We start from the raw sequence: 26,222 nt of genomic DNA, 5'->3' as shown, positions 1-26,222 counted from the left end.
TCTATCGGGTCGCGCCAGCGAGCTTGCCGCTCGTGGCCGGTGCTTCACCCTTGACGAAGAAGCTCGCGATGTAGAGCACCAGACCCAGCAGGAACACGAGGCCGGTGAACTCGCGCAGCCAGTAGAACAGCGCGATCTTCTCCTGCACCGCCATGAAGGGCTGCGGCGTGTCGGAGAAGCGCTGCAGATACACCTGCAGGATGCCGGCCGCGGTCAGGAACAGCGTGATGAACACGATCGACACCGTCATCAGCCAGAAGCTCCACATCTCCAGCACCTGCGAGCGCTCGCTGTTGGCGGCTCGGCCTCGGATCACCGGCATCGCGTAGCTGATCATCGTCAGCACCACCATCACATAGGCGCCATAGAAGGCCATGTGACCGTGCGCGGCGGTGATCTGCGTGCCGTGGGTGTAGTAGTTCACCGGGGCCAGGGTGTGCAGGAATCCCCACACGCCGGCACCGAGGAAGGCCATTACGCTGGTGCCCAGCGCCCACAGCACGGCTGCCTTGTTCGAATGCTCGCGGCGGCGTTTGTTGACGATATTGAAGGCGAACACGGTCATCGCGAAGAACGGAATCGGTTCGAGCGCCGAGAACACGCTACCGATCCACTGCCAGTACTCCGGCGCGCCGATCCAGTAGAAGTGGTGACCGGTGCCGAGGATGCCGGAGATCAGCGTCAGCGTGATGATCACGTAGAGCCACTTCTCGATCACCTCGCGGTCCACGCCGGTCACCTTGATCAGCACGAAGGCGAGGATCGCGCCGAGGATCAGCTCCCACACGCCTTCCACCCACAGGTGCACGACGAACCACCAGTAGTACTTGTCCTTGACCAGGTTGTCCGGGTTGTAGAACGAGAACAGGAACATGATCGCCAGGCCCCAAAGGCCCAGCAGCAGGATGCTGGAAATGGCGGTCTTGCGGCCTTTCAGGAAGGTCATCGTGAGGTTGAACAGGAAGCCCAGCGCGACCACGACGATGCCGATCTTGGTAATCGTCGGCTGCTCAAGAAACTCGCGCCCCATCGTCGGCAGCAAGTCGTTGCCGGTGATCTTGGCGAGTGTCGCGTACGGCACCATCAGATAGCCGAGCACGGTGAGCGCGGCCGCGACGAGGAAGATCCAGAACAGCGCCAAGGCGAGCTTCGGGCTGTGCAGTTCGGTCTCTGCTTCCTCGGGAACGAGGTAGTAGGCCGAGCCCATGAAGCCCATCAGCAACCACACGATCAGCGCATTGGTGTGCACCATGCGCGCCACGTTGAACGGAATGGCCGGGAAGAGGAAATCGCCGACCACGTATTGCAGGCCCATCACCAGGCCGAACAGGATCTGCGCGACGAAGAGACCGATCGCCGCGATGAAGTACGGTTTCGCAACCGCTTGGGATTTGTATTGCATGGTGCGCTCTCCTCAACCTTCGATGTTCGGCGGCCACTTCGCCGTGTTGATTTCGGAGCTGTACTTGAGGAACTCGACCAGGTCGTCGACGTCCTTGTCGGACAGGTGGAAGTTCGGCATTTGCCGGCGCCCCGGCGTACCGGTCGGCTGGCTCTTGATCCAGGCCTTGATGAAGTCCGGACCGCGGCGCTGGTAGACGTTGCCCAGCTCAGGTGCGAAGTACGCCCCCTCGCCAAGCAGGGTATGGCACCCGATGCAGTTGTTGGTCTCCCAGAGTTTCTTGCCGTGCGCGACGGCCGGTGTGATGTTTGCGCTGTTGTCGCGCTTGGGCAAGGTGCGGTTGGTGTCTACGGTCAGTGCAATGAACAGGAAGGCAAAGAATGCCGTTCCGCCGTAGAAAACATTCCGCGCCATCGAGGTCGATAGTCCTCCGCTCATGGTGCGTCTCCCCTTTGTGGATGCGGCTTGCAAGGTGGGCGCATTCTCGTGACCCGGGCCAGTCGGCGACATTGATTGCAATCAAGCGGCCACCCGCGTTGGCTTGGCGCACGCGGCGTTGATGCGAGTCAAGGCTGCCGATGGCGTCGCGCCGCGACACTGGACGGAACGACTGAAAGGACTCTGTCATGGCAAGCGTGATCGAACATTTTGCGGCCGACCACCGTGCCTGCGACGACGTCTTCGCACGTGCGGAGCAGGCCATTGCGCAGCGCGCGCAACGGCAGGCGGCTGACGCCTTCGCGCGCTTTCACCTCCTGCTCGACGCGCATTTCCGTGCCGAAGAGGACGTGATCTTTCCGGCTTTCGAGGCAGCTACCGGCATGTCGGCCGGCCCGAGTGCCGTGATGCGCAGCGAGCATGGCGAGATGCTCGCGCTGTGCGAGGATGTACGTCGCTTGATCGCAGCAGGCGAATTCGACGAGGCAGCCAGCCTCGCCGACACGCTGTTCTCGATCATGCAAGCCCACAACATGAAGGAAGAGCAGATCCTCTACCCGATGTGTGATCAGGTGCTGAGCGCCCACCCGCAAGTCGTGGCCGATGCGATTGCCCGCCTAGGTATGCCGGAGATTGCACAATGAATGCCCCTCGCATCGTAGACGCGCGCGGCCTCGAACCGCCGCAACCCTTGCACCTGATCCTCGAAGCGCTGGACACGCTGCCGCGTGGTGAAGAGGCGGTGCTGCTGCTCTACCGCGAACCGGTGCCGCTCTACGGCATCCTCAAGCAGAACGGGTTCACGCACCGCACCGAGTTTGCTGAAGACGGTACGGTGTCAATCCATATCTGCCACGCCTGAGCCAGCATGCTGGAAGTGAGCGACGCACCGCCGCTGTCGGTTCCGCTGCGCTTCTTTCTCGGCGCGCCCGTGTTCGGTATCGCCGGCGCGCTGTTGCTGCTGATCCACCCAGACACGGTTCTTGCCAGCCGCTGGCACCCGCATGCGGTGGCAGTGCTGCATTGCTTCACCGCAGGGCTGATGCTGCAAGCGATGCTTGGCGCGCTATTCCAGGTGTTGCCGGTGGCCGTCGGCAGCATGGTTCCGCAGCCGCGCCTGCTCGCCGCGGCGGTACACCCGGCCAGCGTGATCGGTGCGGCGCTGCTGGTCACAGGCTTCATGCTGCCTGGCCACCACCTCACCGGCATCGGCGCAGCCCTGCTGGCGGCGGCGTGCGGTGTATTCGTCGTCGCCATCGCGCCCGGCCTGCTTCACGCCACGGCACGCGACCCTGCGCGCCGCCTGGTGCGGGTGGCGGTGGCAGGCCTGGCCGTCGCCATCGCGCTCGGCTTCGCCCTCGCGCACCAGCTCGAACACGGCGCCGGCACGCATTTCGTTGCCCTGGTCAATCTGCATGCGCTGTGGGCGCTTGCAGGCTGGGCATTGCCGCTGGTGGCTGGCGTGGCGGTGCTAGTGGTGCCGATGTTCTACATCACGCCGCCCTATCCTGCGACCGTTATGTCACTGGCAGCCGGGGCGCTCCCGGTATTGCTAAGCACGATCAGCACCGCTGCCCTCATAGGAGCGATCGATCTGGCGCGCTGGCTCGCGTTGGGGATCGCCGCCTTCGCGCTGGGTTTTGCACTGCTGACGTTGCGCTTGTTCCAACTGCGGCGCCGCACGCGCGGCGATGCAACAGGCAGCGGCTGGCGCGGCGCGATGGCTGCGCTCGTGATCGCAGCGCCGTTGCTGGCGCTTGCCTTGTTCGGCGGCGACGGCTGGTTGTCGGAGCGCGCTGCGATTGCTCTCGGGGTGGTGCTGACGGTCGGAGTGTTTAGCGGTGTGATCGGCGCGATGCTGTTGAAGATCCTGCCCTTCCTCGCAACGCTGCATCTCGCTGCGCTCGGGCTGGGTGCGCGACTTGATTCACCGCCGAGCGAGCGCCGCTTGCGCTGGCAGGCGTCTCTGCATCTTGCGGCGGTGTGTGCGCTGGCAATGTCGGTGCTGTGGCCGGCACTTGCGCGCGTTGCTGGGGTCTTCCTGCTGCTGGCCCAGTTAAGCCTTGCCGGCAATGTCTGGGGATTTGCCCTAGCCTTCCGACGCACTCGCCTCAAACGCTCGAAGGCAGCCGTTCAGCCTTCGTAAGCGTTGAGTTTTGCGATGTCGTGAATCGTAATGTGCTTGCCGTCCACCGTAATCAGTTTGGCTTCGGACAACGCATGCAGGATACGCGAGAAGGTCTCGGGCGTGAGATTCAGGCGCGAGGCGAGCACCTGCTTGCTGGTTTCCAGATCAACCTCGGCCGTGTTGCCGTCCGCTTCTTCCGCGTTGCGCAGCAGGTAGCCGATCAGCCGTTGGGTCGACGAGCGCAACGAGTAGGATTCGACGTCTTGCACCAGCGTGTGCAGGCGCATGGACAGGCCCGCGAGCATGCGGCGAGCGAAACTGCCATTGCGCTCGATGAGCGAGAAAATCGGGTCGCCGGGGATGTGCAGCAGCAGCGTGTCGGTCAAGGCTTGCGCGAACACCGGGTACGGCCGGCCCATGAACATCACCGCCTCCCCGAAGCTCTGCTGCGGGCCAAGAATCTCGACGACTTTCTCGTGGCCGGACTGTGCCGCAAAGCCCAGTTTCACCTGGCCGTAGACGACCACATAGAATCCGTCGGCAGCATCGCCTTGCTGAAACAGCAGTTTGCCCCTCTCCAGTCGCACTTCCACTGTGCGAGCCGCCAGCATTGCAATCGTTCCAGAATCGACCTGGGCAAACAGCGGCAGGCGAGAGAGCAGTCCGTTGATATCGGGCTTGAGTCGGTTTTCCATTTCGACCTGCGAGTGGCAAACGGGGCTTGATGGTAACGCACGCAGCAAGGATCGGCGGCACCCGGGCGCGCGTATGCGACAGGTCGGCACTGGACTCCGGTTCAGTCCTTTCGAGCACGCTGCCCGGGCCGGGCATCTGGATCGATGCGAAGGCCAGTTTTCTTGAGGATTGCGGTGGAAAAGAGCACTTCGTGGGCACGGCAGGCGTCGCCCAACAGGCTTCTGATCTCAGCAACGTGACCGAGAACTTCTTCGCGGTCGCGCCCGTGCACCATGGCAAACAGATTGTAGGGCCAGAGCGGAACGTGACGTGGCCGTCGATAGCAATGGGTAACGCATTTGAGTTGCCCTAACTCCCGTCCAAAGGCGTCGACCAGCTCATCATCGACGTCCCACACAGCCATTCCGTTCGCCGTGAATCCCAGCGCGTAATGGTTGGGCACAGCGGCGATGCGACGCACACGGCCATCTTTCTGCATTGCACTGAACCGCGAAATGATCTTTTCCGACGTGACCCCCATTTGCTCGCTCAGCGCGGCAAACGGTGTTGTCGACAGGGGCAGGCCTGCCTGCGTGGCCAAGACGATACGACGGTCAAGTTCAGCGTCATCCATCTCACGCCCGCTCGTAGAGGGCATCTGCTGGTTCATATCGCCAACTTGAGCTCAACAAAATACTCCCTCTCCTTCGGGAAGGCATAGACCTGCAACCCGGTTGCAGTCTCGATCTTTGCGATGGCCGCGTCGATGCCGGCCGGGGTTTCTGTTGCCAACACAAACCACATGTTCAATGCGTGGTCGCGACGGTAGTTGTGCGCGACTTCGACAAGTGCATTGACGCATGCCCTGACTTCGTCCCAGCGCGACTCAGGAACCGCCAGCGCCGCAAGCACAAATGTGCCGCCCATTTTCGCGACATCGAACATGGGGCCAAATCGGGACAGAACACCGCGTTCAAGCAGCGCGGCAACTCGGTCGACCACGGCCTGTTCGTCGATTCCACATCTGGCGGCAAGCGCCTGATATGGCCGCTCAACGAGGGCAATCCCGTCCTGCAGCGCGGCAATCAGCGTGCGATCGAGCGCATCCAGTTCGGCCGGTTCGGCCGGCAACGCCCGCCGCGAGTGTTCAGCGCTCGGCATAACGCGCACCACACTGTTTGTAGCGCCGTCCCGAGAAAAGGACGGCAGATGGAAAGTGATCGATCGAGAGACGTGTGACGAGGGATTCGCGAACGCCAAGCACCGCCTCTCGCTCACGACCGTGGATCATGCAATACAGGTTATAAGGCCAGCGCCCCGCGACCCGGGCGCGTCGATAGCACAGGTTCACGCCGGGAATCGATGCCATCTGCAGTCCCACCGTTTCCACCTCGTCGTCTGGAACGTCCCAGACACACATCGCGTTTGCTCGAAAGCCCAGTTCGTGGTGCTGAACCACCACGCCCAGCCTGCGAATCGCGCCGGTGGCAAGCCACTGGCGCAATTGTTCGATGACTTCACCTTCGTGCATACCGACCATTGAGCCCAGCCGTGCAAAGGGTCGCTGCACAAGAGGCAAACCCGATTGCAGCTCTGCCAAAAGCCGCCGCTGGGATGGGTCAAGGCTCATCGGCCCAAGGCGCGAAGCCACCGCACGCGTCGACTTTATGGGTAGATCGGTCAGGTCAAAGCCCAGATCGATGTGGTAGCCCGAAAGCATTGGAAGATCCAGCGGGACGCAGCCGCTTACCTCACCGATACTGCGCAGTGCTGCTTCGATGAGTGCCCTGTCCGGCGCGGTCAGCACAAACCACAAGTTGTAGTCATGCTCCCTCGCGTAGTTGTGGTTCACCTCGGGCATGCGCGAAATGAAGGCGGCAACCTCGTCAAGTTGCTCGGGCGCAACGCGGACTGCAGCCAGCGTCGAGAAACCAAAGGCGCTCGGAGTGAGTACGACGCCTACACGTGAGACCACACCGTTACGCCGAAGGCGACGCAACGCAGCCAGAACATCACGCCCGGATCGGCCGTGCGCCTCTCCCATTTTCTGAAAGGGTTCGGTCTCGAGTGGCAAATCGCGTTGCCAGCGATTGATCAGATCGAACTCAAACGTCTCTTCGGAGGTCGCAGCTTGCTTGTGGCCGCCCTTCCCGGCTGGGTTTGCAAAGACCTCAAGCGACCGAGGCTGCAACCCCGGCGCCGTTCGTTCGGGGAAAGCGTGAAACGCCATCAAAAGCCGATCTTCGCTGCACGCGAGGAAAAGAAGATGCCTGACGGCGCATCAAGGGTAATGCTCTGGCGCAGGTCAAAATGATCAGTGCCGAGCACAACAACCCTGTGATCGTCGCGGGCCGAAAGCCACACCTCGCCGCCACGTGGCTGAAATTCGAGGTGGAGGATGGCCCGGCCGGGCTCCAGTAACTTCACGACGGCGCGAGAGAGCACGTCAATGACCTGCACCTTGCCATTGTCCGGCAGCGCGAAGTTGACCCACACTTGCCGACCGTCCGGCTGAGCCATGACGAATACCGGTTGCCCGATGACCGGTATGTGGGCCACCTCTTCCCAGGTCCGAGCATCTACGACCCACACCTCGTGCTTTCCAACCGCGGGAAGCCAGAGAAGTCCGTCCGCCATGGCCCAGCCGCGAAGGTGCGGCATCTTGTACACGGGCAGATGCTCCTCGCCCTGGCCCCAATGGTGAAGGATTTTGCGAACACCCTGCGATGGGCGCCACAGGTCCAACATCGCGACCCCGTCCTCTCCGAACAGGCCTGCCAGATAGAAGCGCCCGTCCGGCGTAATCAACCCATCGTAGGGTTGCCGGCCGGCTGAATACTTCTCGGTTCGGGGCGCGCGCGGATCAGAGAAGTCGCTCACCCAAATTTCGCCGGCATCGAAGAGCGCGTAGACGAAACGGTTGCCCGGAGCATCAGCAAGACCCACCACCTTTGAACGCCGACCTTCGTTGCCGTAGACGGCAGGCACTTCCGCCAGCGGCGCCAAGGTATCCGCGTCAAATGCCCGGATTCCTCCCGGCTCGTAGTTTTGCGCGACCACGATTCGCCCGTCCTGGCTGATCGCCCCGCCAATTGCATTGCCCGCCTGCTGAACTCGCTGCACCACTGCGCGACTCAGAAGGTCGACTTTACTCAAGGCACCATCACGGCCAAACACGAAAGCAAAACGCCCATCTCGCGAAAATACGACCGATGCGTGGGACAGGTCGCCGAGCCCCGGCACTTCGCCGAGCACAGTGCGTTGCGACGTATCGACGATCGCTAGGGTGCCGCGAGCGCGCTCGACAACTACCCCCAGGTCGCCGGTACCGCGTGAGGTCGGAACAGGCTGGGTGGCACAGCCGCATCCCAAGGCCAGGCAAAAGGTGCACAACGCAGCCCGCCACATGTTCAGGAATGAGTCAGTGCGCATGCGCCAGTTCTTCCGGGAAACCCGCCAACAGCCGGTCAAATATCCACTCCGCCTCTCGCTCGCTCAGAAACGGAGCCCAGGGCGGCATCGGGGTGCCAAGCCGACCGCGCAATATCGTGGCAATCATCGCCTCACGTGGCCGATCCATTAACGCGTTCGGTGTCAAGGCGGGCCCTAACCCGCCCGTCAGGCGCGCACCATGACACGAGCCACAGTCCTGCCTAACAAGTTTCACGAGTTCAGCCTGACGCGTCGCATTAGGGTCCTGAGCAAGTGCATGCGGTGTATGCAGAACCGCGATCAGCACTCCTGCAAATCCACCCAAACGGACCGCGAATTCGATACTGTTGCTCAGCTTCACTCGCTCCCCCGATGTGTTAGCCGGTCTGAGGAGGCTCTAACGGTGATTCTTTGATTGCGGAGGGGACCCATGATCCCCCCTGCACCTACTTTGCCCCCGCGAGCACCCATGCGACCAGGATCTTCAAATCTGCATCCGGAACATTGGCGTTAGGAGGCATTGGAATCGGCCCCCAGACACCCTTGCCACCCACTTTGACCTTTTCCGCGAGTTTCTCGGCTGCATCGGCCTGCCCCTTGTACTTGGCCGCGACATCCTGGTACGCAGGGCCCACCACCTTCTTGTCTGTCGCGTGACAGGCCAGACAGTTGTACTTCTTTGCCAACTCGGCGTTCGCATACGCTTGCGGTACCGCCAAGAAGGCAAGGGCCAACGCCCCCAACCAGATTCCCTTCATACACTCCTCCCCATCATTGCCAAAAATCCCTCATCGCGCAGACGGTGCCCCGCACGGCGTCAACGTCTGCGCCGCCGCTCGCCATCAGTAGACGTCGTTTTGAGTGTTGTTGATGTTGAAGTGCCCCGTTGGCGTAATCAGGCGTGGATCGCGAATGACCGCCTTGAGGGCGAGGGTCTTGTCGTCGACCACAACGATTGCCGATTCCTTGTTCTTGGCTGACCAGACCGAGAACCAAACCTCATCGCCGGCCATGTTGTATTCCGGCTGAACCACCCGGCGCGCGCCGTCATCCTTGATGCCTGACCATTCCGCGATCGGTAGTACCTTGAAGCCCTTGTCCAGGTTCTTGATGTCAAAGACCGCGACGCTTTGGGACACCGCCGGATCGGGATTCAGCGGCGTATCCACATAGAGATGGCTGGACTTGGGGTGAGTCTTCTGGAACAGAGAGCCACCGCCCTGGCCCTTCAACTGCGCGACCATCTTCCACGCATATTCCTTGTGCTTGACCGGGTCAGTGCCCACCAAGGCAATGGTGTCATCGCCTAGGTGACCAGTCGCCCAAACAGGGCCAAACTTGGGATGCACGAAGTTGGCGCCGCGACCTGGGTGCGGAATCTTGCCGACATCGGCAACGCCAGCGAGCTTGCCTTCCTTCGCGTCAATCACACCGATCTTGTTCGACTGGTTGGCGGCCACCATGAAGTAACGCTTCGTGCTGTCCCAGCCGCCGTCGTGCAGGAAGCGCGCCGAACCGATTTCGGTGATCTTCAGCGCGTCAATGTTCGAGTAGTCGACCATCAGCGTCTTTCCGGTCTCCTTCACATTCACGACGAACTCAGGCTTGAAGTGCGAGGCAACGATGGAGGCGACACGCGGTTCCGGGTGGTAGTCCTGCGTATCGACCGTCATGCCGCGGGTGGACACGATCTTCTTCGGCTCCAGCGTGTTGCCGTCCATGATGACGAACTGTGGCGGCCAGTACGAGCCAGCGATCGCGTACTTGTCGACGTAACCCTTGTACTTCGAGGTGTCGACCGAGCGTGCCTCGAGGCCGGTGCGGATTTCAGCCACGCTGTCGGGTTTTTCCATCCACAGGTCGATCATGTTGATCTTCGCGTCGCGACCGATCACGAACAGATAACGGCCCGAAGCCGACACGCGGGAGATATGCACCGCGTAGCCGGTCTTGATGACGTTGATGATTTTCTTGGTGTCGCCGTCTATCAGAGCGATCTGGCCGGCATCACGTAGAGTGGTCGAGAAGATGTTGCCGAGGTTGTAGTTGTTCATCTTCTTCGTCGGACGCTTCTCCGGCGGAACGATGACCTTCCAAGTTGCCTTCATCTCCTTCATGCCGTATTCCGGCGGCGTCGGTGGCGTCTGCTGCACGTAGCGCGCCATCAGGTCGACGTCCTGTTCCGAGAGTTCGCCAGAGGTTTGCCAGTTCGGCATGCCGGCAGGCGAACCATAAGCGATGAAAACCTTGAGGTAGTCGGTACCCTTGCTGATCGTGATATCTGGCGTAAGCGGCTTGCCGGTGGCGCCCTTGCGCAGCACTCCGTGGCAACCGGCGCAGCGCTCGAAATAGATCTGGCGCGCTTTGTCGAACTCGGCCTTGCTCATCGCCGGTGCCTTCGGGTTGATGTCCTGATACATCTCGACATCGGCCAAAGGGGAGCCGCCCGCCTGATACTTCACCTCCGCGTCGGAGACTCCCATCTTGTTGTCGGCCGCCCGCGGCGCACCGCACGCAATTGCCGCCAGCGCACTCAGCATGGCGACAGTCAAGACATTCTTGTTCATGTGTTCCCCCCCCAGAGGTTGTTGCACGTAGCCGGATCAGAAGCGACGGCGCAACTCTCTGCGCCGGGAGTATGCGCAGCATTGATTCGGGTCAAGACGCCACGGCTGCTCGTTGAGCGGAGGAGATCACTGGACCGCGCGCGGCACCTCGGGCTATCTACCGCCAGAGGCCGCTGCGCAATTGCGTCGGCGTCACCACAATGGGATTGCACTGATGTGTCGGCGCTCGTCGGCACCACCAACGTCCTCGATTGCGGCGCGAGTAGTCGCTTGACGATGCTGTTTTGAGTCGAATTGCGTGCCTGCACCAACCGTCAGGTATCAGAGTCGAGCTGACTTTCGACAGTCTGCTATCCGGCTTGACGGAACCTCCGTTGTTGGCCGGCTCCCGATGAGCACCTCGAAACTTATTAGCTGACGTTTGCGCATCGACTACCGAGGAGCCCAGCGACCGCTAAGGCCGAGTAGCGTGATCCGAGCCAACGGCAGGTGACGGAAGGGAGCCGCACTTCGACGGTCAGGTCTCTGCTGAGGACGTCTTGCCATTTCGGGCAGGAGGCCGACACACAGTCGGTCATGACCAGCGAAGCAGTGAGCGACTGCCGGAATCAAAGGTCAATTGCACCGGAATCCGCAGCCCGCTCTTTCTCTCGCGTTCACCGATGGCTCCACCTGACTCGGTGAAATCATCCAGGACTCCCGCGCCACTCCTCCAGCAGGCTTTGTGCCTCGGCCGCGATCTGATCCAACCTCCCGCGGGGATCGTTGGCGTCAGCAAGCGCATGGGCCAAACAAACCAAGGCCGCAGATTGCACCCCCATCACGCTCGCAATTTCATCGAGCTTGTCGATCGTTGGGCTCTTGAGTCCGCGCTCAAGCGTGCTCATGTACGTTCGCGATGACACCACATCAAACGCTTCCTGACTCAGGTGACGGTTTCGACGGACCGATCGGATAGCGCGCCCCAAGGCTTGTCGCAGGTTCATGCAGAGCTTTCGCAGGAAAGCCCACAATGGACACGCTGCGCGCACTATAGAGCTACAATCTATAGTGTTCACATTTGCCGGAATTGAGATGTTCATTACTGATGTTCGCGCCCGTCATCCTGTGCTTTCGCGATTTGTGGACGAAGGCCAGACCGTGTGGACCTCCGTCCACCTCTCGTACTTTCGACCGTGGTTCTTGGCCACTTACCTGATTCGGGACGGTGAGGCCAGCGTCGGCGAATCGGTCATGCTCATGAACGTTACTCAAGTGCTCGATCTCATCGCGCAAGTGGGTGGCTCGGAGCAAGGGACGCGGGTCAGCCTTGTCCGACCGATCCATGATGAAGGTCCTGATCGCTGGAAGATGACAGCGATCCGAAAGATTTGGAAAGTGGCCGGAGACGGCACCACGCCCGCCGTCGACGCGTTTGATCTCGCGGACGAAACGCGCTTTTGGGATTCATTTGGCGATGACTTGGATCCTCTGAGTGATATGCAGCTTATCGCTGAGTTTCACAACTGAACGGAAGGGGCACGCTGGTCGTTGCGGCTTTTGCCGACAGTCAGGCACTCGACCGAGGTGACGATTGACGGTCACATATCCGGAACCGGCCTCGGGCCGGACTGGATCGCCGAGGGTAAGATCGACCTGTCGCAAGTGAGCGGGGGCTGACCATGCGGGGACACGCAATAGCAAGCGGTACGGCATTGCTGGCAGCAAGCCAACGCTGGAGAAGCCGCGAACGCCGCTATCGTCCGCTCACGCCCCGACGTAATCCCGTGCCGCTCACTCAGCTGGCGACCGAGTTGCGCCTGTCTAGTGCGCGCGCATTGCGCCAACTCGAGGCGAGTTCGAAGGCTGTTGACGCGTCGAATGCGCGCATGGACAAAATCCAACGGCTGGCAAGCATCATTCGCCGGGTGGGCCAAACCCCTGTATCGATCGAGATGATGAACGCGGCGTTCGCCGATGCAGGCGCTTCTGCTGGACGTGCATCGGCAGGCGCACCGCGTCGCCACTGGCCTGGAGCGCGGCTTCCAATCACTGCGGAAGAGCGGGCATGGCTCGATATGCCCGATGTAGGCGCGGAGATACTGCCCGATTGTGACTGGGTCGCCATCGACGAACAGCCGGACGACGAGGACAAGAGCATGGGTGCGCGCATTCCTTCCCCGGACGAGCCCAAGGCTTGAGGGACTGATCCGTTCTCTAAGGAGTCGCGGACGCCTTCACCCCCTGGAAACGACCTGTCGCAAGGCACGCGAGCTTCGACTATCGTGGACTGATCAGGAGATGGCGCAATGATCGAATACGGCGGAAAAGCAAAGACGACCACGGATCGAGGTCGCATACTCACAGCCGCCTTGTTTGAAGTCGGGACGCGGCTGGATCTTTCGATGGCGGAACTCGGTTCAGCCATCGGCGTAGACCGCTCGACGGTCTCGCGGATGAAACAGCACGGCCGCGGGCTCAAAGAAGGCAGCGAAACCTGGGAACTGTCCGTGCAGGTCGTGCGGATGTATCGCTCACTCTTTGCGCTCGTTGGCGGCCAGGATGAGGCGGCACGACAGTGGTTCAACGGTGCAGTTGAGAGCCTCGGCGGCGAATGTCCGCGCGAGATGATCCGACGCGTCGATGGACTCGTTCGAGTCTGCGATTACTTGGACGCGTATCAAGCCAATAGCTGACAACCTGAATGCTGTTCTGCTTGCTACCGCACGCTGGTCGCAGTTTCAGGGCGCTCGTTCAAGAGGCTGTAGCCGCTCAAGCAGAAGGCCTAGAAGGTCTGCGTCGCCGATTTCTGTCGGGCTCAACTGGGTAGCAGACAGCGACCAAGACTAGGCTTGGCAGGCGGCAGCCACATCCCGCGCGTCGACACGACAGCCGCCCTCTTTGAGGATCCGCTGAAGGCGTTGCACGTCTTGCGGGAAATCTTTACCAATGAAGACACCAACTGCGCACGGGAAGTAGGCCTCCCCGTACTACTGTGTCAAATGTGATCTAACTGCCACCCAAAGGAGGCTTTCACTGTATTAAAAGCACGTCTGCTCTACTGTGTGTATCTAAAAAGCGAAGACTAATTGGTAGATTTTGAGATGTAGCGCAGGCTGCCGCAACTTCAGTCAGTCATACATATAGATCGTATGACAACAGATTTGGCATACGTGTTCTCATTTCGGGCGACAGCATTACCCGGCGTGCCACGCCGCGTCCAAATTGTGAATCGAAGCAATGCTTGACCGTTTGGGATGCCGCCAAACCGCTTGCGGGCGTCTCCTGCCGTGACAATCTATTGCGATTATTGTTTTTGTCGTTTTTCGCGTTTCCGCTATATTTGAGTCTAAGGAAACCGCGAATCATGAACTCCCCGTTGACCGAAACCCTTCTCGCACGATTTCGTCAAGACCACGGTATCGCGCCGAGACAATACCGGCTGTTCGCAACCGTGGTCGCACTTTTGCTGCGACTCGGGCTCCTGGTCTTTTCAAGCGTCAGCACATGCTTGGGCGCCGCAGCAGCGCTCTATCTGCTTGATGGTTTCCCGATGTGGGCCGCCTTGGCCGCCCTTGCGATCGTCGCACTCTGGCGAATGGATGCCCTCCTGAGGGCGAGTTGGGTTGATGATGGTCTTCTTCTCTCTCCGACCGACTTCCCCGACTGTCATCGGCTCGTTGCCCACGCCGTAAAGCGAAGCCGAGGCCGCCGCGTCACAACCATCCGTCTTCTGGACGGTTTCGGCCTCGAAGTAGCGCATGACACCCGCGTGCTGGCGCGCGGTCGAGCTCAGCTCTGGATCGGCTACGAGCTCTTGCAACTGATCGATTCTCGTGAGCTCTCGCTGGCCATCCAACTCGCTGTCATGCAACAGCGCGGCCACGTCGGCACATCGGGGTGGATCAGCCGCCAGCGCATGCAATTGCAGCGCATCGAAGCGACCCTGCCGCAGGCCCCCATCGACGCGCTGCTCGCGCGGGTGTTGCTGGTCCGCGGCCTGCGCTTCTTTGCCCTGCTCTCAATCCCGGTCGCGCGTGAGCATGTACTCACGATCGATCGAAAGCTCTCAAAGACCCATTCCACCGGAACCATTGCGGCGCTGCTGAGCGCAATCGATATGCGCAAGCGCTACATCGACGACAACTTCTGGCCAGCATTCTGGTCACGTGCCACCATCGACCCCCGACCGAGCTACTCGCCGAATGTCGGGGTTCGCATCGCGCTTCGCATGAGCACCCAGGTCGACATGCAACGTGCGCTTGCGCGTGCCTTCATGTCGCCGGCAAACGAGGCTTCCCCCATGCCAAGTCTGCGCGAACGGCTGGATGGCCTCGGCGCAAAGCCCTACGTCGCCAAACCCTTTGTGCAACCCCAGAGTGCCGCGGAGCGTCTGCTCGGCGCACGCCATCGCGCGCTGCTTGCAGCGATTGACGCACGTTGGACCGCGCAGAACCTTGCCGAATGGATGCGCCGCTTCAAGACTGCCGAGCGAGACCGGCAAATGCGTACCGAAGCTGAAACGCAGGCCCAGGCCGAAGCCGCCGCACGTGCGCTCGCCGACGTGCCCGCGCGCCACGCCAGCGCCAACGAGGCAGACCCGGTTGCAAGGCGCGAAGCGCGACAGGTGCGCGCCCGCGATGCACTCGCCCGTGCGAATGCCCTCTATGCCAAAGGCGCGATCGAAGACGCAATGGAAGAGGCCGAAAGCTGGGCCTCCGCAATGGCCGGGACGATGCTCACACCGCTTATCAACGAAACACGCTGATCCCCGCGCACGTTCAGAAGCTTGCTCGCCCCAGCAGGCCGCCGACCCGGCGCACCAGCCATTTCGGCGTACTGCGCGAGGCCAGCATCGCGGCACGATTGATGACGCCGGGAACGCAGATCGCCTCGCCCGCCATGCAGGCCTCGAAGCCCTGACGGGCAACGTCGGCGACATCCCCCACAAGGAATTCGGGAATGCGGCTCACCTGTTCGCTGACGTCCCGGGCCCCGCTGAGCATGTCGGTTGCGGTGATACCCGGACAAAGCGCAGTGACTGTGACGCCCGATCCACGCAGTTCTTCCGCCAGCGATTCGCTCAAGGACAGTACGTACGCCTTGCTTGCCGCGTAACTTGCCAGCGCCGGCACGGGCTGGAACGCGGCAATCGACGCCACGTTCAGCACCCGCCCCGCCATGCCTTGTGCCGCGCGATCCACCATCCCCGGCAGGAAGGCCGACAGCATGGCCGTCAGCCCTGCGATGTTCAGGTCGATCAGCCCCTGGTGCGTTTCCGGTGCGAGGCGGGTGAAACTGCCCAAGGCCAGCACGCCAGCGTTGTTGACCAGCACGTTGACTGCGAAGCCCCGGCGCTTGACGGTGGCCAGAAGGCGGTTCGCCGCATCGTTGCGTGACAGATCGGCCACGCAGACCATTGCAATGATGCCGTGCGTCTGCGCAAGCTCGTCTGCGAGTTTCCGCAACTTGTCGCGGCTGCGGGCGACAAGCACCAGGTGATGGCCGGCCTGCGCGAAACAACGCGCGAGCGCTTCCCCAATACCGGCCGATGCGCCGGTGATCAGCGTGCAAGGAACAGGGGATGTCGGGCGTACGGGCATGACGATCGTCCTCAGGAACACGGCTTCCAGCGATGATCATTGCAGTGTCCGCGCGCGGCGAGGGTGACGTCAATCTTTGCAATTCATCGAAGTGGCGACACCTCGCCGAGCGAGGCTGATCGCTGGCCCAGCCACGTCGAGCAAAAGACGATCGCTCAGATCACCCGATCGCGGCTGAGGGCATCGATTGCATCCGCTTCCTTGCCGAGCAGGCGCTCCAGCAACTCGCGGGTGTCACTGCCGAGCCCCGGAGGTGGGCGACGATATGTCGCCGGCGTCTTCGACATCCGTATCGGATTGCGTACCACGGGCACAGTACCGGTTTGCGGATGCGGAATCTCGACCCGCATGCCGCGGTGGCGTACATGGGGATCGTCGAATACCTGACAGATGTCGTTGATCGGCCCGCAAGGAACGCCCGCTGCCTCGAGCGCGCTCACCCACTCAGCCGTGCTGCGTGTGCGGGTGACTTCATGCACCAGGGGGATCAGGATGTCGCGGTGCTTCACCCGTGCCGCGTTCGTACCGAAGCGGGAATCTGCCAGCCAGTCCGTTCCCGCTTCCATGCAGAAACGCGCGAACTGCGCGTCGTTGCCCACCGCCAGAATCATGTGGCCATCGGCCGTCGGGCACGCGTCATAGGGCACGATGTTCGGATGCGCATTGCCGATCCGCGGGGGCGCGACACCGGTCGCGAGGTAGTTCGATGCCTGGTTGGCGAGCGCGGCGATCTGCACATCCAGCATGCCCAGATCGATGTGCTGCCCTTCCCCGCTGCGTTCGCGCCAGGCCAGCGCAGCGAGGATCGCGTTGCTGGCGTAGAGCCCGGTCATCACATCGGTCAGGGCAACGCCAACCTTCGTCGGCGTGCCGTTCGGCGCACCGGTGATGCTCATCAGGCCGCCCATGCCCTGGATCAGGAAGTCGTAACCGGACCGCTCTGCATACGGGCCGTCCTGCCCGAAGCCGGTGATCGAGCAGTAGATCAGGCGGGGATTGATCTTCGCCAGCGTTGCGTAATCCAGGCCGTAACGTGCAAGCGTGCCGACCTTGAAGTTTTCGACCAGCACGTCGGACTGCTCGGCGAGTTGCCGCACCAGCGCCTGACCGGCAGGCCGGGTAAAGTCGATCGTGATCGATTCCTTGTTGCGGTTTGCGCACGAATAGTAGGCAGACAAACCCGTCTCTTCGCCGGCCTCGTCCTTCACCCAGGGCGGCCCATAGGTACGGGTATCGTCGCCGTGGCCCGGTCGCTCGATCTTGATCACTTCGGCGCCCAGGTCACCGAGCAACTGCGTTGCCCACGGCCCAGCCAGCACGCGCGACAGATCGAGCACGCGAATGTGCGACAGGGCACCATGTGCCACCGGCTGCGGGACACCCCGTTCCGCCAGCTTCTTGCGGCTGGCTTTCCGGGGCGCTACTGCGGGCTTGATGTCGCTCGTTTCCCACATGCTTCTTGCCTCTCTGATCACCGCGTCTTCTTCGAACCCGCGATCCCGGCTACTGCGCCAGCGAGACAGTCTTGCCGCCCGCATCGCGGATGCGCTGCCAGGCATTGCTGACCTGTGTCACGGTTGCCGGGGGCAGCGGCACATAGCCGGATTCGAGCGCGAGCTTTCCGCCGTTCGCGTACGACCACTCGAAGAACTTCAGCACCGCGATCGTCTGACCGACCTTCTCGCTCGACTTCTGCACTAAGACAAAGCTGGCACCGCTGATCGGCCAGGCATCCGGCGCGGCCTGGTCACTCAGCACCTCGCCGTAGGCGCTCTTTTCCCACTCGGCGGCGGCCGCTGCCGCCGAGAGGCTCTTTTCGTCCGCCACGACGAATGCCCCGCTGCGGTTCTGCAGGCTGACGCTGGCAAGGTGCTTGGCGCGCGCATACCCGTATTCGGCGTACCCGATCGCGCCGGGCAGGCGCCCGACAAAGGTCGCGACCCCTTCGTCACCTTTGCCGCCGAGGCCGGTCGGCCACTGCACCGCAGTGCCTGTTCCCTGGTTGCCGCGCCACTCCTCGCTGACTTTTGAAAGGTAATGGGTGAGCAGGAAAGACACACCGGCCGCATCGTCACGATGCACCACGATGATCGACATCGACGGCAGCGACACGCTATTCACTTCCTTGATGCGCGGGTCATCCCAACGGGTGATGCGGCCGCGGAAGATGTCGGCAAGCAGTGGCCCGGTCAGCCGCAATTCGCCCTCTTTCACGCCCGGCAGATTGACGAAGGGCACCGCCGCGCCGATCAGCACCGGGAACTGCAAGAGCCCGCGTTTCTCCAGTTCCGATTCCGACAGCGGGATGTCGGACGCGCCGAAGTCCACACTCTTCGCCGCGACTTCCTTCACCCCACCACCCGATCCGATCGACTGATAGCGGATCGTATTGCCGCTCGCCTTGCCATAGGCCGCCGCCCATTTGAGATAGACCTGCCGCGGCGACGATGCGCCCGCCCCAGTCACCTCCGCTGCCGTTGCGAGGCCCGGCAAGGCCGCGAACGCAACGATCGCGAGACACGTCTGCAGAATTCGGTTCATGTGCAGTTCCTTTGTCGTCCTGGTTAGCTTGCCCACGTAGCCTGCTCAGGACGCATTGCGATAGGGGTCATACACCTGGTCCAGCACACCACCGTCCGTGAAGTGCGCCTTGAAAGCCGACTGCCAGCTGCCGAAGACCTCGTCGACCCGGAATAGCGTCAGCGGCTTGAAGCGCTTGGCGTATTTCTCGGCGAGCGCCGGATCGGCCGGCCGGTAGTTGTACTTGACGAGCATCTCTTGCGCTTCCGGCGAATACAGGTAGTGCAGGTATGCGTCGGCGAGCTTGCGGGTGCCACGCTTGTCCACCATCTTGTCGACCATCGCGACCGGCGGTTCGGCCACGATCGACATGCTCGGCACCACGATCTCGTATTCGTCCGGTGCGGCGGCGACCACCTGCATGGCCTCGCTTTCCCAGGTCACCATCACGTCGCCGATCTTGTTCTTCGTGAACGCCGTGGTGGCGCCGCGTGCGGTGTATTCCAGCACCCGGTTGTTGCCATACAGCCGCTTGAGGAAGAGCTTCGCGGTGGTGTCGTTGCCACCCGGTTGGCGCAGGGCGTAACCGTAGGCAGCAAGGTGCCCCCAGCGCGCAATACCGGAGCTCTTCGGGTTCGAGGTGACGACGTTGATGCCCCAACGCACCAGGTCGTTCCAGTCCTTGATCTGCCGCGGGTTCCCACGCCGCACCAGGAACACCACGGTCGAGGTGAAGGGTGACGAATGGTTGGCAAGGCGCCCCTGCCAATCGGTCGGCATCAGTCCCGCCGACGCAATGGTGTCGATGTCGAGCGACACGGCAAGCGTGACGACGTCGGCTTCCTCGCCATTGCGTATCCGCGCCACCTGGTTGGTCGACTGCGCATGCGTCTGCTTGATCGTCACCGCTTCGCCGGTCTTGCCGCGCCAGTAGCGGACGAAGGCGGCGTTGTACTCCTGAAAGAGATCCTGGTTGATGTTCGACGACGCATTGATCAGCGTCGTATCCGCCTCGGCCAGCGTGGCCACAAGCATGGTCGCCGCGAGCCCGCCGCGCAGCCATCCGGTCAAACGTTTCATGTTCCGTCTCCTTGCCCCGAAGGTTCAGCGCTCACTGCAGGCTCACCACCAGCGCGGCTTCGAACTTGTGCCAGCGCAGCGGCAGGATGTAGGCCTTGACGCTCTTCGGCACCTGGATCGCCTTGGCGTTGCCCGACACGATCACCGGCACCGAGATCATGAAATCCGGCCCGAAGAAGCGGCGTGCGTTGCCGGAGATGGTGTTGGCCACCTCGCCGACGAGATCGCACAGGTTGGTGTCCGACACATCCGACTCGCCGACATGCAGCAAGAGCTGGCGCAGCAGGTCACGGTGTGCGGTGACGTAGACGCAGCCCTGCCGCTCGCCCGAGATGCCGATCACCCCGGTGAAGTCGTAGATCGGCAGCGCGCTTGCCTCGCCCAGGTAGGGGCTGCCGACTTCCGGCGCCTTGCCGGTCTGCCGTTCGAAGTACTGGGTGACTATGTCGATGAAGACACGAAGTTGTTGCTCATCCATTTGCGTCGTCCCCAAGAAGTTCTTCCATCGCCTCGGTGAGATCGGTTTCCGAGAAAGGCTTGCAGAGAAAGCCCTGCGCACCCTCCTTCAGCGCCTGGATCGCGGTCGCCTTGTCGGCCAGCGCCGACACCACCAGGATCCGGATCGTCGGGTTGAGCTTGCGCAGCGCGCGGATGCATTCGAGCCCGTCCATGCGCGGCATCGTCAGGTCCATCGTCACCACGTCGGGCTTCTTCTCGCCGAAGCGCTTCACTGCCTCCTCGCCGTTGCTGGCGGTCGCCACCACTTCCATGTCGTGCTGCGACAACGTGCGGGTGATCTTGCTGCGGATGATGTTTGAGTCATCCACGATCATCAGTTTGAGAGCCATCAGGCGACCTCCTTGATCGTGTCATCGATGGTGGTGTCGCGCGGTTCGGCCTTCATCGGCAGTTGCACGCGGAAGTGGCAGTACTCGCCGGTCGTCGTGCCGATGCGGATGCGCCCGCCCAGACGGGTAATCATTTCCTTCACGGCATCGAGGCCGACGCCACGGCCGGCGTCTTCGTCGACCTTTTCGTGGGTCGAGAGCCCCGGCTCGAAGATCATCAGCGTCAACCGCCGGGCGTCGAGCACCTTGGCGGTGTCGGCCGAGAACCGACCTGAGCGGACTACCGCATCGCGTATCCGTTCCGGGTCGATGCCGCGTCCGTCGTCGCGGAAGCTCAGCTCGAGCGTGCCGTCGCCCTGATTCGAGATGTACACGGAGAGATGGCCCGCTTCTGACTTGCCACGCTTCTTGCGGTCCGCCGGCTGCTCGACGCCATGCACCAGCGCATTGCGGATGAACTGATTGACCATCGTGTTCACCGCTTCGCGCAGTTGCGGATTCAGCGTCTCGAGGTCGAGGCCCTGATAGCTCAGTTCCACCTGTTTCTCGTGCCGCTTCGCAAGCTGTTGCGCAAACCCGCGCCACTGCCGCACAAAGGCCTGCGCCGCAAGTTCGGGGTCGTGAGCAGGCTTCGGCGGCTCGACGCTGACCACACCCCGCACCTGGCCGATCCGGGCGATCACATCCTGGATCGCGTTGATCTCCTGATACAAGCCCTTGACCCGCACCGCCACCGGCAGCAGGTCGTCGCTGCTGCGGCGCGTCTGCGCGCGCAACTCTTGCAGCAGCGACTCGAAGCCATGCAGCGACTGCGTCACGGCTTCGAGGTTCAGGGCCGCTGCGTCGCCCTTGAGGCGGTGCGTGGCACGCATCATCGCGTCGACCCGTGGCGTCGAGACGCCGGTCGTCGGGCTGGCGGTACGCAGGTCTTCGTTGATCTGGTTGAGGCCTTCGGTTGCCGCCAGCAGGAAGTCCTGCAACTGGCGAGGGTCGGCCTGCAGGATGTGCACCATCATGCCCATCTGGTCCTGCACACGGCGCTCGCTGTCCTTGAGTTCGCGCTCGAGCTTCACGCGGCGGGTGATGTCGTTCGCCGTGACCAGCAGGTGCGTCACCTTCTGGTCCTGGAGCACCCGGTTGAAGCGGATCTGCAGGAAGCGTGATTCGACGGCGCCGTTCTGCCGGACCGTGCTGATCTCGATGCAGTCGAGCGGATTGAGGCTGGCGACCAGTTTCTCTTTCACATCGTGGCGCAGCAGGAGTTCGATGTACTCCTTGGCAGTCTCATAGGTCTTCGGCGTCACCAGCGGCTTGAGCAAATCGAGGAAGCTCTCGCCCGGCTTCGCTTCGACGCCGAGGATCTTCGAGAGCGCGTTCGATGTCTGCGATCCCATGCGGAATTCGGGGTCGAGCAGGAACAGGCCTTCCTGAGTGGTGCGCAGAATGTCCGCCGTCTCGCGCTGCGCGCGCTCCACCGCCATGTCGCTCTTCCGGAGCTGGCCGAGGAAGCTGTACAGGATGAATCCGAAGTTCGCGAGCGCCAGCACCATGCCGGCTATCTGCACCATGCGCAGCTTCGCGGCCTTCGCGGCCGACAGCGCTTCAAGCCGGCTGGTGAGGATGTTCGTCGTGCTCAGCAGGTTCAGGTTGTTCGGGATCAGCACCTGCAGCAGCGGCCCGACATCCGGCCGGAAACCCGGCTTGGGCTGATTGAGCGCCTGCACCTCGGCGTTGATCGGGGCCCACAGGTCCTTCACCAGCGCAAACAGTGCGGCCGCCTGCTCGTCCTGGCTCGGGGTCAGAGCCAGATCCTCGACCATGTCCGGCAGCTTCGCGCCACCATCGAAGGTTGCGTTGATCGCGTTGAAGCGATCTGCGGTCGCGATCAGGTCCTTGACCTCGTTCAGGCTGGAGGTGCCGTTACTGTCGAAGGTGCCCTGCGTCGCATCCTGATCGATCAGCAAGGCGGTCTTCGCCAGCTTCTGGATCAGGTAGCGGTGCTGACCCGCGAGGTTGATCGACATGGCATCAGCTGTCAGCTGCCGCGAAATCACGAAAGTCATCCCGAGCACGCCGACGTCGAACACCAGAAACAGCGTGATCAGGATGACGATCAATCGGTACTTGCCCAAACCCAGTTTCAGCATGTTCCCGGCCCCTCGTTCAAGTGCGTTTTCGACCCGGAGAAAGCAGCCATATGAGGTGGCATCCGGTATCTGTCAGGCATATTCCGACAAGCATGTCGGAACGCACTCTCAAGAATTGCCGCAATGCCAGGCCCTAGCCGCTCCTGTTACTTTCATGTTTAGGCCCAATTGCGTAGGTGGACGAAGTGAATAATTTATGACACGACGAACGGCGCATTTTTCGGAATGAGCGGCAATTGGTAAATGACATGCACATTCTCGATAGACCGCTTTTTCGGCCATGCATTCCGCCTTCTGAACTATCGCAAAGTCATTTCAATATCGCTCAAATGCCCATCGGCACTTGATTTACAGCCATCACAGATATGCCACTTGCCACAAAGTGTTTATCCCCCTGCTGCTTTATCAAGAAAATATGGAATGCATTCCCATAACCAGGCAATCGAGCGCGAAAATCGAATCGTGTAGGCGGAATTCCTGCAATGCATTCAGCATTTATTCCTGATTGCAGTTCATTCCTCATGTGCAGGATTAATTGGTGCGAGCAATGAACTTCGGAAAGGCACGCGGCGATATCGCGAACAGACAATAAGAAAAGGGGGCCGGAAAGGCCCCCTTCTTCTTTGAAAAGAACGATGCAGTAAAGTCTTCGCCGGCGAATCGCCGACACCGCGCCCGATCAGCGGATCATGCGCAGCGCCCGATGACCGATGCGGTGGCGATCAACTCGAGCAGCAGCGCCATGGACGCCTGCCCGGAGCAGTTGAACGGGTTCAGTTGCGGCCGCTCGGTGTACTTGAGTAGCAGCGACGGGTTGACCGTCGCCATGTTCACATGGCCCATCGTCCAGCCCCCGAAGCGGCGCTCCGGAATCTCTTCGAACGAGAGGATGCGCACGTTCGTATGGCGGTCATCGCGCACGATCGCGTTGAACAGTTCGCACACCTCGTCGCGTCCGCCTTCGAGCACCTGGAGGAACAGGTCGTCGCTGTAGCAGAGGATGCCGGTAATGCCGAACTTGGGGTTGTGGTCACGCGACTGCGCGAGGATCGAATCCACCACGGTGGACGTGAGCGGCGTCGCCGCACGACTGGCGTAGAGCAAACGTACGAGCATCGGTGCCTCAGTTTTTCAGGTTGAGCAGAGAGAGGAACTCGCGGCGCAGCGCCGCATCCTTGAGGAATGATCCGCGCATCACGCTGTTGATCATCTTGGTTTCGGAATCCTTGACCCCGCGCCAGTGCATGCAGAAGTGATCGGCCTCCATGACCACCGCGAGGCCGTCTGGGCTGACCTTGCGCATCAGCAGCTCCGCCATCTGGGTGATCGCTTCCTCCTGGATCTGGGGGCGGCTCATGATCCACTCGGCCAGTCGCGAGTACTTCGAGAGCCCGATCAGGTTCGAATGCTCGTTGGGCATCAGGCCTATCCACAAGCGCCCCATGATCGGGCAGAAGTGGTGACTGCAGGCGCTACGCACGGTGATCGGGCCGACGATCATCAGCTCGTTGAGTCGTTCGGCGTTGGGGAACTCGGTCACCGGCGGGGCCGGCATGTAGCGGCCCCGGAACACCTCGGTCAGGTACATCTTGGCCACCCGACGCGCGGTTTCCTGCGTGTTGTGGTCGCTCTCGGTATCGATGACGAGGCTCTCCAGCACCCCTTTCATCTTGCCTTCGACTTCATCGAGCAGCGCATCCAGCTCGCCGGGCTCAATGAAGGCCGAGATGTTGTCGTTGGCGTGGAAACGCTGTCTGGCGCGGTAGATCCGCTCGCGAATACGTGCCGACACCGGTTGGACGGCAGGTGTATCGGGCGTCTGTGTGGCTTCGCTCATGATGGGCCGTGTTCAGGTAGAGGTTGAAGGAGTGTCGTACAACGCCGCTTCGACCGCAAACCATGTGATGGCGTTCCGTGGCGTGCCGGCCAAGCCTTGACGCAATCACCACGCTTTCCAGTCCGAGCCCAGCCGACACCGCTGAGACGCATCAAGCCTACCGCTGTTCGCGGGTGGCGTAGCGCCCGCTCGCGGCCCACAATCAAAGAAGGCCGAGTACGCGGTGCAACCCATGTGGTGTGAAACCGGCCTGTCTCGCATCGCGGATCGCCGACAAGTTCGGTCTGGTCGGGAGGCAAACAAAATGAGCATCAGCGCGCATGCGCCCAATCCGAGGCTGCTTCGGAACGTCACCGACTTCTCGCTTGTGCTGGGCGGCCCGCTGTTCCAGATGCTGCGTCGCGCCCACCTTTCGGACAATCAGCTTCACCTGGTTGGCCAACGCATCGCCGTGATCGCACTGTTCTGCTGGCTGCCGCTGCTGATCCTTGCGGGTATCGATGGCAACTTGCTCCACGGCAAGCTCGCTGTGCCGTTTCTCTACGACTTCGAAGCACACGGCCGCTTCCTGGTAGTGGTGCCGCTGCTGATCATTGCCGAACTGGTAGTGCACCTGAGGATGCGGGAACTGGTGGCACAGTTTCAGGAGCGGCAACTGATTCCGCCCGGCGCCATCGCGCGCTTCGAGGCTGCGCTCGCGTCGGCCATGCGCCTGCGCAATTCGACCGTGGCCGAGCTTGCGCTGATCGGCGTGGTGTACAGCTTGGGGGTTCAGCTCATCTGGCGCCAGTACACCGCGCTCGACGCCAGCACCTGGTATTCGATCGCGTCGGGTGAAGGGACCTCGCTCACCCTCGCCGGCTACTGGTTCGGCTACATCAGCCTGCCGGTCTTCCAGTTCCTGCTACTGCGCTGGTATTTCCGGCTCTTCATCTGGATGCGCTTCCTGTGGCAGGTGTCGCGCATCGAGCTTGCGCTCTCGCCGATCCACCCCGATCGCCTCGGCGGACTCGGCTTCCTGTCGGGCACCGCCTACGCCTTCATGCCGCTGCTGCTCGCGCACGGTGCCCTGCTCGCCGGCAACCTGGCCAATCGCATCCTGTATCTGGGCGCAACGCTGCCATCGTTCAAGTTCGAGATCATCACGCTGCTGGTGGTGATGCTGGCGATGGTGCTCGGCCCCCTGCTCGTCTTCGCGCCCCAGCTCGCGCAAGCCAAGCGCAACGGTCTGCTCGAATACGGCGCCCTCGCACAGCGCTACGTCCGCGAGTTCGACACCAAGTGGATGCGCGGCGCGACACCGCAGGGTGAATCGCTGCTCGGCAGCACCGACATCCAGTCGCTGTCAGACCTGAACAACAGCCTGCGCATCGTTGCGGAGATGCGCTTCGCGCCGATCACGCGCGACACGCTGATGCGGCTCACTGTCGCAGTGCTCGCGCCTCTGGCGCCGCTGGTACTGACGATGATGCCGCTCGAAGAACTCGTGAAACGACTCATCACCGTCATCTTCTAGGGAAGGTCTGAATCAGCGAGCGAGACGGATGCAGCGCAAGGCGCGGCGCG

General features: G+C 61.9%; 29 protein-coding genes. 8 read left to right on the top strand and 21 right to left on the bottom strand.

All coding sequences use genetic code 11. The features are described 5' to 3' along the window. Window position 1: 1 nt before the first annotated feature. Together GGR36_RS03245 and GGR36_RS03240 are read right to left on the bottom strand one after the other, a co-directional pair. On the bottom strand, window positions 2-1,402 hold the full coding sequence (locus GGR36_RS03245) for a cbb3-type cytochrome c oxidase subunit I (RefSeq protein WP_183631769.1): 1,401 nt from the start codon (window positions 1,400-1,402) through the stop codon (window positions 2-4). Window positions 1,403-1,414: 12 nt separating this feature from the next. After that, on the bottom strand, window positions 1,415-1,840 hold the full coding sequence (locus tag GGR36_RS03240; protein ID WP_183631767.1) for a c-type cytochrome: 426 nt from the start codon (window positions 1,838-1,840) through the stop codon (window positions 1,415-1,417). A gap of 188 nt (window positions 1,841-2,028) precedes the next feature. On the opposite strand from GGR36_RS03240, the gene GGR36_RS03235 reads away from it, so the two are divergent. The 3 genes from GGR36_RS03235 to GGR36_RS03225 are packed head-to-tail and all read left to right on the top strand — an operon-like array spanning window position 2,029 to window position 3,986. Next, on the top strand, window positions 2,029-2,484 hold the full coding sequence (locus tag GGR36_RS03235) for a hemerythrin domain-containing protein (protein ID WP_183631766.1): 456 nt from the start codon (window positions 2,029-2,031) through the stop codon (window positions 2,482-2,484). Continuing rightward, window positions 2,481-2,702 (top strand): DUF2249 domain-containing protein, encoded by a 222-nt coding sequence (locus tag GGR36_RS03230; protein WP_183631764.1) that lies wholly within the window; start codon window positions 2,481-2,483, stop codon window positions 2,700-2,702. The genes GGR36_RS03235 and GGR36_RS03230 overlap by 4 nt, the downstream gene beginning before the upstream one ends. A gap of 6 nt (window positions 2,703-2,708) precedes the next feature. Next, entirely contained in the window at window positions 2,709-3,986 is a 1,278-nt protein-coding gene (locus tag GGR36_RS03225; RefSeq protein ID WP_183631762.1) for a hypothetical protein, read from the top strand. Here GGR36_RS03225 and GGR36_RS03220 read toward each other — a convergent pair. The 9 genes from GGR36_RS03220 to GGR36_RS03180 form a co-directional block, all read right to left on the bottom strand. Then, on the bottom strand, window positions 3,974-4,663 hold the full coding sequence (locus GGR36_RS03220) for a Crp/Fnr family transcriptional regulator (protein ID WP_183631760.1): 690 nt from the start codon (window positions 4,661-4,663) through the stop codon (window positions 3,974-3,976). The two genes, GGR36_RS03225 and GGR36_RS03220, sit on opposite strands and share 13 nt — an antisense overlap. A 101-nt stretch (window positions 4,664-4,764) precedes the next feature. Next, window positions 4,765-5,277, bottom strand: a complete 513-nt coding sequence (ahbB, locus tag GGR36_RS03215) for a siroheme decarboxylase subunit beta (RefSeq protein ID WP_183631758.1) — start codon at window positions 5,275-5,277, stop codon at window positions 4,765-4,767. 32 nt (window positions 5,278-5,309) lie between these two features. Continuing rightward, the gene (locus GGR36_RS03210; protein WP_183631756.1) at window positions 5,310-5,804 is read right to left on the bottom strand and encodes an Lrp/AsnC family transcriptional regulator; all 495 of its coding nucleotides are present in this window, start codon (window positions 5,802-5,804) and stop codon (window positions 5,310-5,312) included. After that, a complete protein-coding gene (gene ahbB, locus GGR36_RS03205) occupies window positions 5,791-6,873 on the bottom strand; it encodes a siroheme decarboxylase subunit beta (RefSeq protein ID WP_183631754.1) in 1,083 nt (360 codons plus the stop codon). Before ahbB (GGR36_RS03205) ends, GGR36_RS03210 begins: the two co-directional genes overlap by 14 nt. Continuing rightward, window positions 6,873-8,075: a cytochrome D1 domain-containing protein gene (locus GGR36_RS03200; RefSeq protein WP_183631752.1), complete on the bottom strand. Its 1,203-nt coding sequence runs from the start codon at window positions 8,073-8,075 to the stop codon at window positions 6,873-6,875. Before GGR36_RS03200 ends, ahbB (GGR36_RS03205) begins: the two co-directional genes overlap by 1 nt. Then, window positions 8,065-8,382, bottom strand: a complete 318-nt coding sequence (locus GGR36_RS03195) for a c-type cytochrome (RefSeq protein ID WP_183634883.1) — start codon at window positions 8,380-8,382, stop codon at window positions 8,065-8,067. The genes GGR36_RS03200 and GGR36_RS03195 overlap by 11 nt, the downstream gene beginning before the upstream one ends. Before the next feature lie 139 nt (window positions 8,383-8,521). Next, the gene (locus tag GGR36_RS03190; protein WP_183631750.1) at window positions 8,522-8,833 is read right to left on the bottom strand and encodes a c-type cytochrome; all 312 of its coding nucleotides are present in this window, start codon (window positions 8,831-8,833) and stop codon (window positions 8,522-8,524) included. Between the two features lie 84 nt (window positions 8,834-8,917). Then, window positions 8,918-10,558: a cytochrome D1 domain-containing protein gene (locus GGR36_RS03185; RefSeq protein WP_476739193.1), complete on the bottom strand. Its 1,641-nt coding sequence runs from the start codon at window positions 10,556-10,558 to the stop codon at window positions 8,918-8,920. Window positions 10,559-11,328: 770 nt separating this feature from the next. Then, window positions 11,329-11,628 (bottom strand): helix-turn-helix domain-containing protein, encoded by a 300-nt coding sequence (locus tag GGR36_RS03180; protein ID WP_183631746.1) that lies wholly within the window; start codon window positions 11,626-11,628, stop codon window positions 11,329-11,331. A gap of 88 nt (window positions 11,629-11,716) precedes the next feature. Here GGR36_RS03180 and GGR36_RS03175 point away from each other — a divergent pair, with 88 nt between their 5' ends. The 4 genes from GGR36_RS03175 to GGR36_RS03160 all read left to right on the top strand — a co-directional run bounded on the left by GGR36_RS03175 (window position 11,717) and on the right by GGR36_RS03160 (window position 15,389). After that, window positions 11,717-12,151 carry a hypothetical protein gene (locus GGR36_RS03175; RefSeq protein WP_183631744.1) on the top strand — a complete coding sequence of 145 codons (435 nt, stop codon included), beginning with the start codon at window positions 11,717-11,719 and terminating at the stop codon, window positions 12,149-12,151. Between the two features lie 359 nt (window positions 12,152-12,510). Beyond that, window positions 12,511-12,822 carry a hypothetical protein gene (locus tag GGR36_RS03170; protein ID WP_183631742.1) on the top strand — a complete coding sequence of 104 codons (312 nt, stop codon included), beginning with the start codon at window positions 12,511-12,513 and terminating at the stop codon, window positions 12,820-12,822. A gap of 108 nt (window positions 12,823-12,930) precedes the next feature. Next, window positions 12,931-13,317, top strand: a complete 387-nt coding sequence (locus GGR36_RS03165) for an MbcA/ParS/Xre antitoxin family protein (RefSeq protein ID WP_242533099.1) — start codon at window positions 12,931-12,933, stop codon at window positions 13,315-13,317. A 548-nt stretch (window positions 13,318-13,865) separates the two neighbouring features. Next, the gene (locus tag GGR36_RS03160) at window positions 13,866-15,389 is read left to right on the top strand and encodes a hypothetical protein (protein ID WP_183631740.1); all 1,524 of its coding nucleotides are present in this window, start codon (window positions 13,866-13,868) and stop codon (window positions 15,387-15,389) included. 13 nt (window positions 15,390-15,402) lie between these two features. Here the strand turns inward: GGR36_RS03160 and GGR36_RS03155 are convergent, their stop codons facing one another. The 10 genes from GGR36_RS03155 to folE form a co-directional block, all read right to left on the bottom strand. After that, on the bottom strand, window positions 15,403-16,224 hold the full coding sequence (locus GGR36_RS03155; RefSeq protein WP_183631739.1) for an SDR family NAD(P)-dependent oxidoreductase: 822 nt from the start codon (window positions 16,222-16,224) through the stop codon (window positions 15,403-15,405). Window positions 16,225-16,379: 155 nt separating this feature from the next. Beyond that, a complete protein-coding gene (locus tag GGR36_RS03150) occupies window positions 16,380-17,678 on the bottom strand; it encodes a CaiB/BaiF CoA transferase family protein (RefSeq protein WP_183631738.1) in 1,299 nt (432 codons plus the stop codon). 49 nt (window positions 17,679-17,727) lie between these two features. Continuing rightward, window positions 17,728-18,765, bottom strand: coding sequence for a phosphate ABC transporter substrate-binding protein PstS (gene pstS, locus GGR36_RS03145; protein WP_183631737.1), 1,038 nt, complete (start codon window positions 18,763-18,765; stop codon window positions 17,728-17,730). 45 nt (window positions 18,766-18,810) lie between these two features. Next, window positions 18,811-19,824 carry a sulfate ABC transporter substrate-binding protein gene (locus GGR36_RS03140; RefSeq protein ID WP_183631736.1) on the bottom strand — a complete coding sequence of 338 codons (1,014 nt, stop codon included), beginning with the start codon at window positions 19,822-19,824 and terminating at the stop codon, window positions 18,811-18,813. A 31-nt stretch (window positions 19,825-19,855) separates the two neighbouring features. Further along, on the bottom strand, window positions 19,856-20,302 hold the full coding sequence (locus GGR36_RS03135; RefSeq protein ID WP_183631735.1) for a chemotaxis protein CheX: 447 nt from the start codon (window positions 20,300-20,302) through the stop codon (window positions 19,856-19,858). Then, complete coding sequence (locus GGR36_RS03130) at window positions 20,295-20,672, bottom strand: response regulator (RefSeq protein WP_183631733.1); 378 nt, start codon at window positions 20,670-20,672, stop codon at window positions 20,295-20,297. Before GGR36_RS03130 ends, GGR36_RS03135 begins: the two co-directional genes overlap by 8 nt. After that, on the bottom strand, window positions 20,672-22,819 hold the full coding sequence (locus GGR36_RS03125) for an ATP-binding protein (protein ID WP_183631731.1): 2,148 nt from the start codon (window positions 22,817-22,819) through the stop codon (window positions 20,672-20,674). Before GGR36_RS03125 ends, GGR36_RS03130 begins: the two co-directional genes overlap by 1 nt. 325 nt (window positions 22,820-23,144) lie before the next feature. Next, window positions 23,145-23,342 (bottom strand): hypothetical protein, encoded by a 198-nt coding sequence (locus tag GGR36_RS21600; RefSeq protein WP_221229482.1) that lies wholly within the window; start codon window positions 23,340-23,342, stop codon window positions 23,145-23,147. Between the two features lie 164 nt (window positions 23,343-23,506). Continuing rightward, window positions 23,507-23,935 carry a BLUF domain-containing protein gene (locus GGR36_RS03115; protein ID WP_183631727.1) on the bottom strand — a complete coding sequence of 143 codons (429 nt, stop codon included), beginning with the start codon at window positions 23,933-23,935 and terminating at the stop codon, window positions 23,507-23,509. Between the two features lie 7 nt (window positions 23,936-23,942). Continuing rightward, on the bottom strand, window positions 23,943-24,656 hold the full coding sequence (gene folE, locus GGR36_RS03110; protein ID WP_183631725.1) for a GTP cyclohydrolase I: 714 nt from the start codon (window positions 24,654-24,656) through the stop codon (window positions 23,943-23,945). Between the two features lie 304 nt (window positions 24,657-24,960). Here folE and GGR36_RS03105 point away from each other — a divergent pair, with 304 nt between their 5' ends. After that, window positions 24,961-26,172, top strand: a complete 1,212-nt coding sequence (locus tag GGR36_RS03105) for a hypothetical protein (protein WP_183631723.1) — start codon at window positions 24,961-24,963, stop codon at window positions 26,170-26,172. Window positions 26,173-26,222 lie beyond the last annotated feature (50 nt).

The sequence above is a fragment of the Niveibacterium umoris genome, assembly GCF_014197015.1.
Lineage (GTDB): Bacteria > Pseudomonadota > Gammaproteobacteria > Burkholderiales > Rhodocyclaceae > Niveibacterium > Niveibacterium umoris.
The sequence above is the reverse complement of the archived record's forward strand: the minus strand, read 5'-3'. Positions and strand labels throughout refer to the sequence as shown.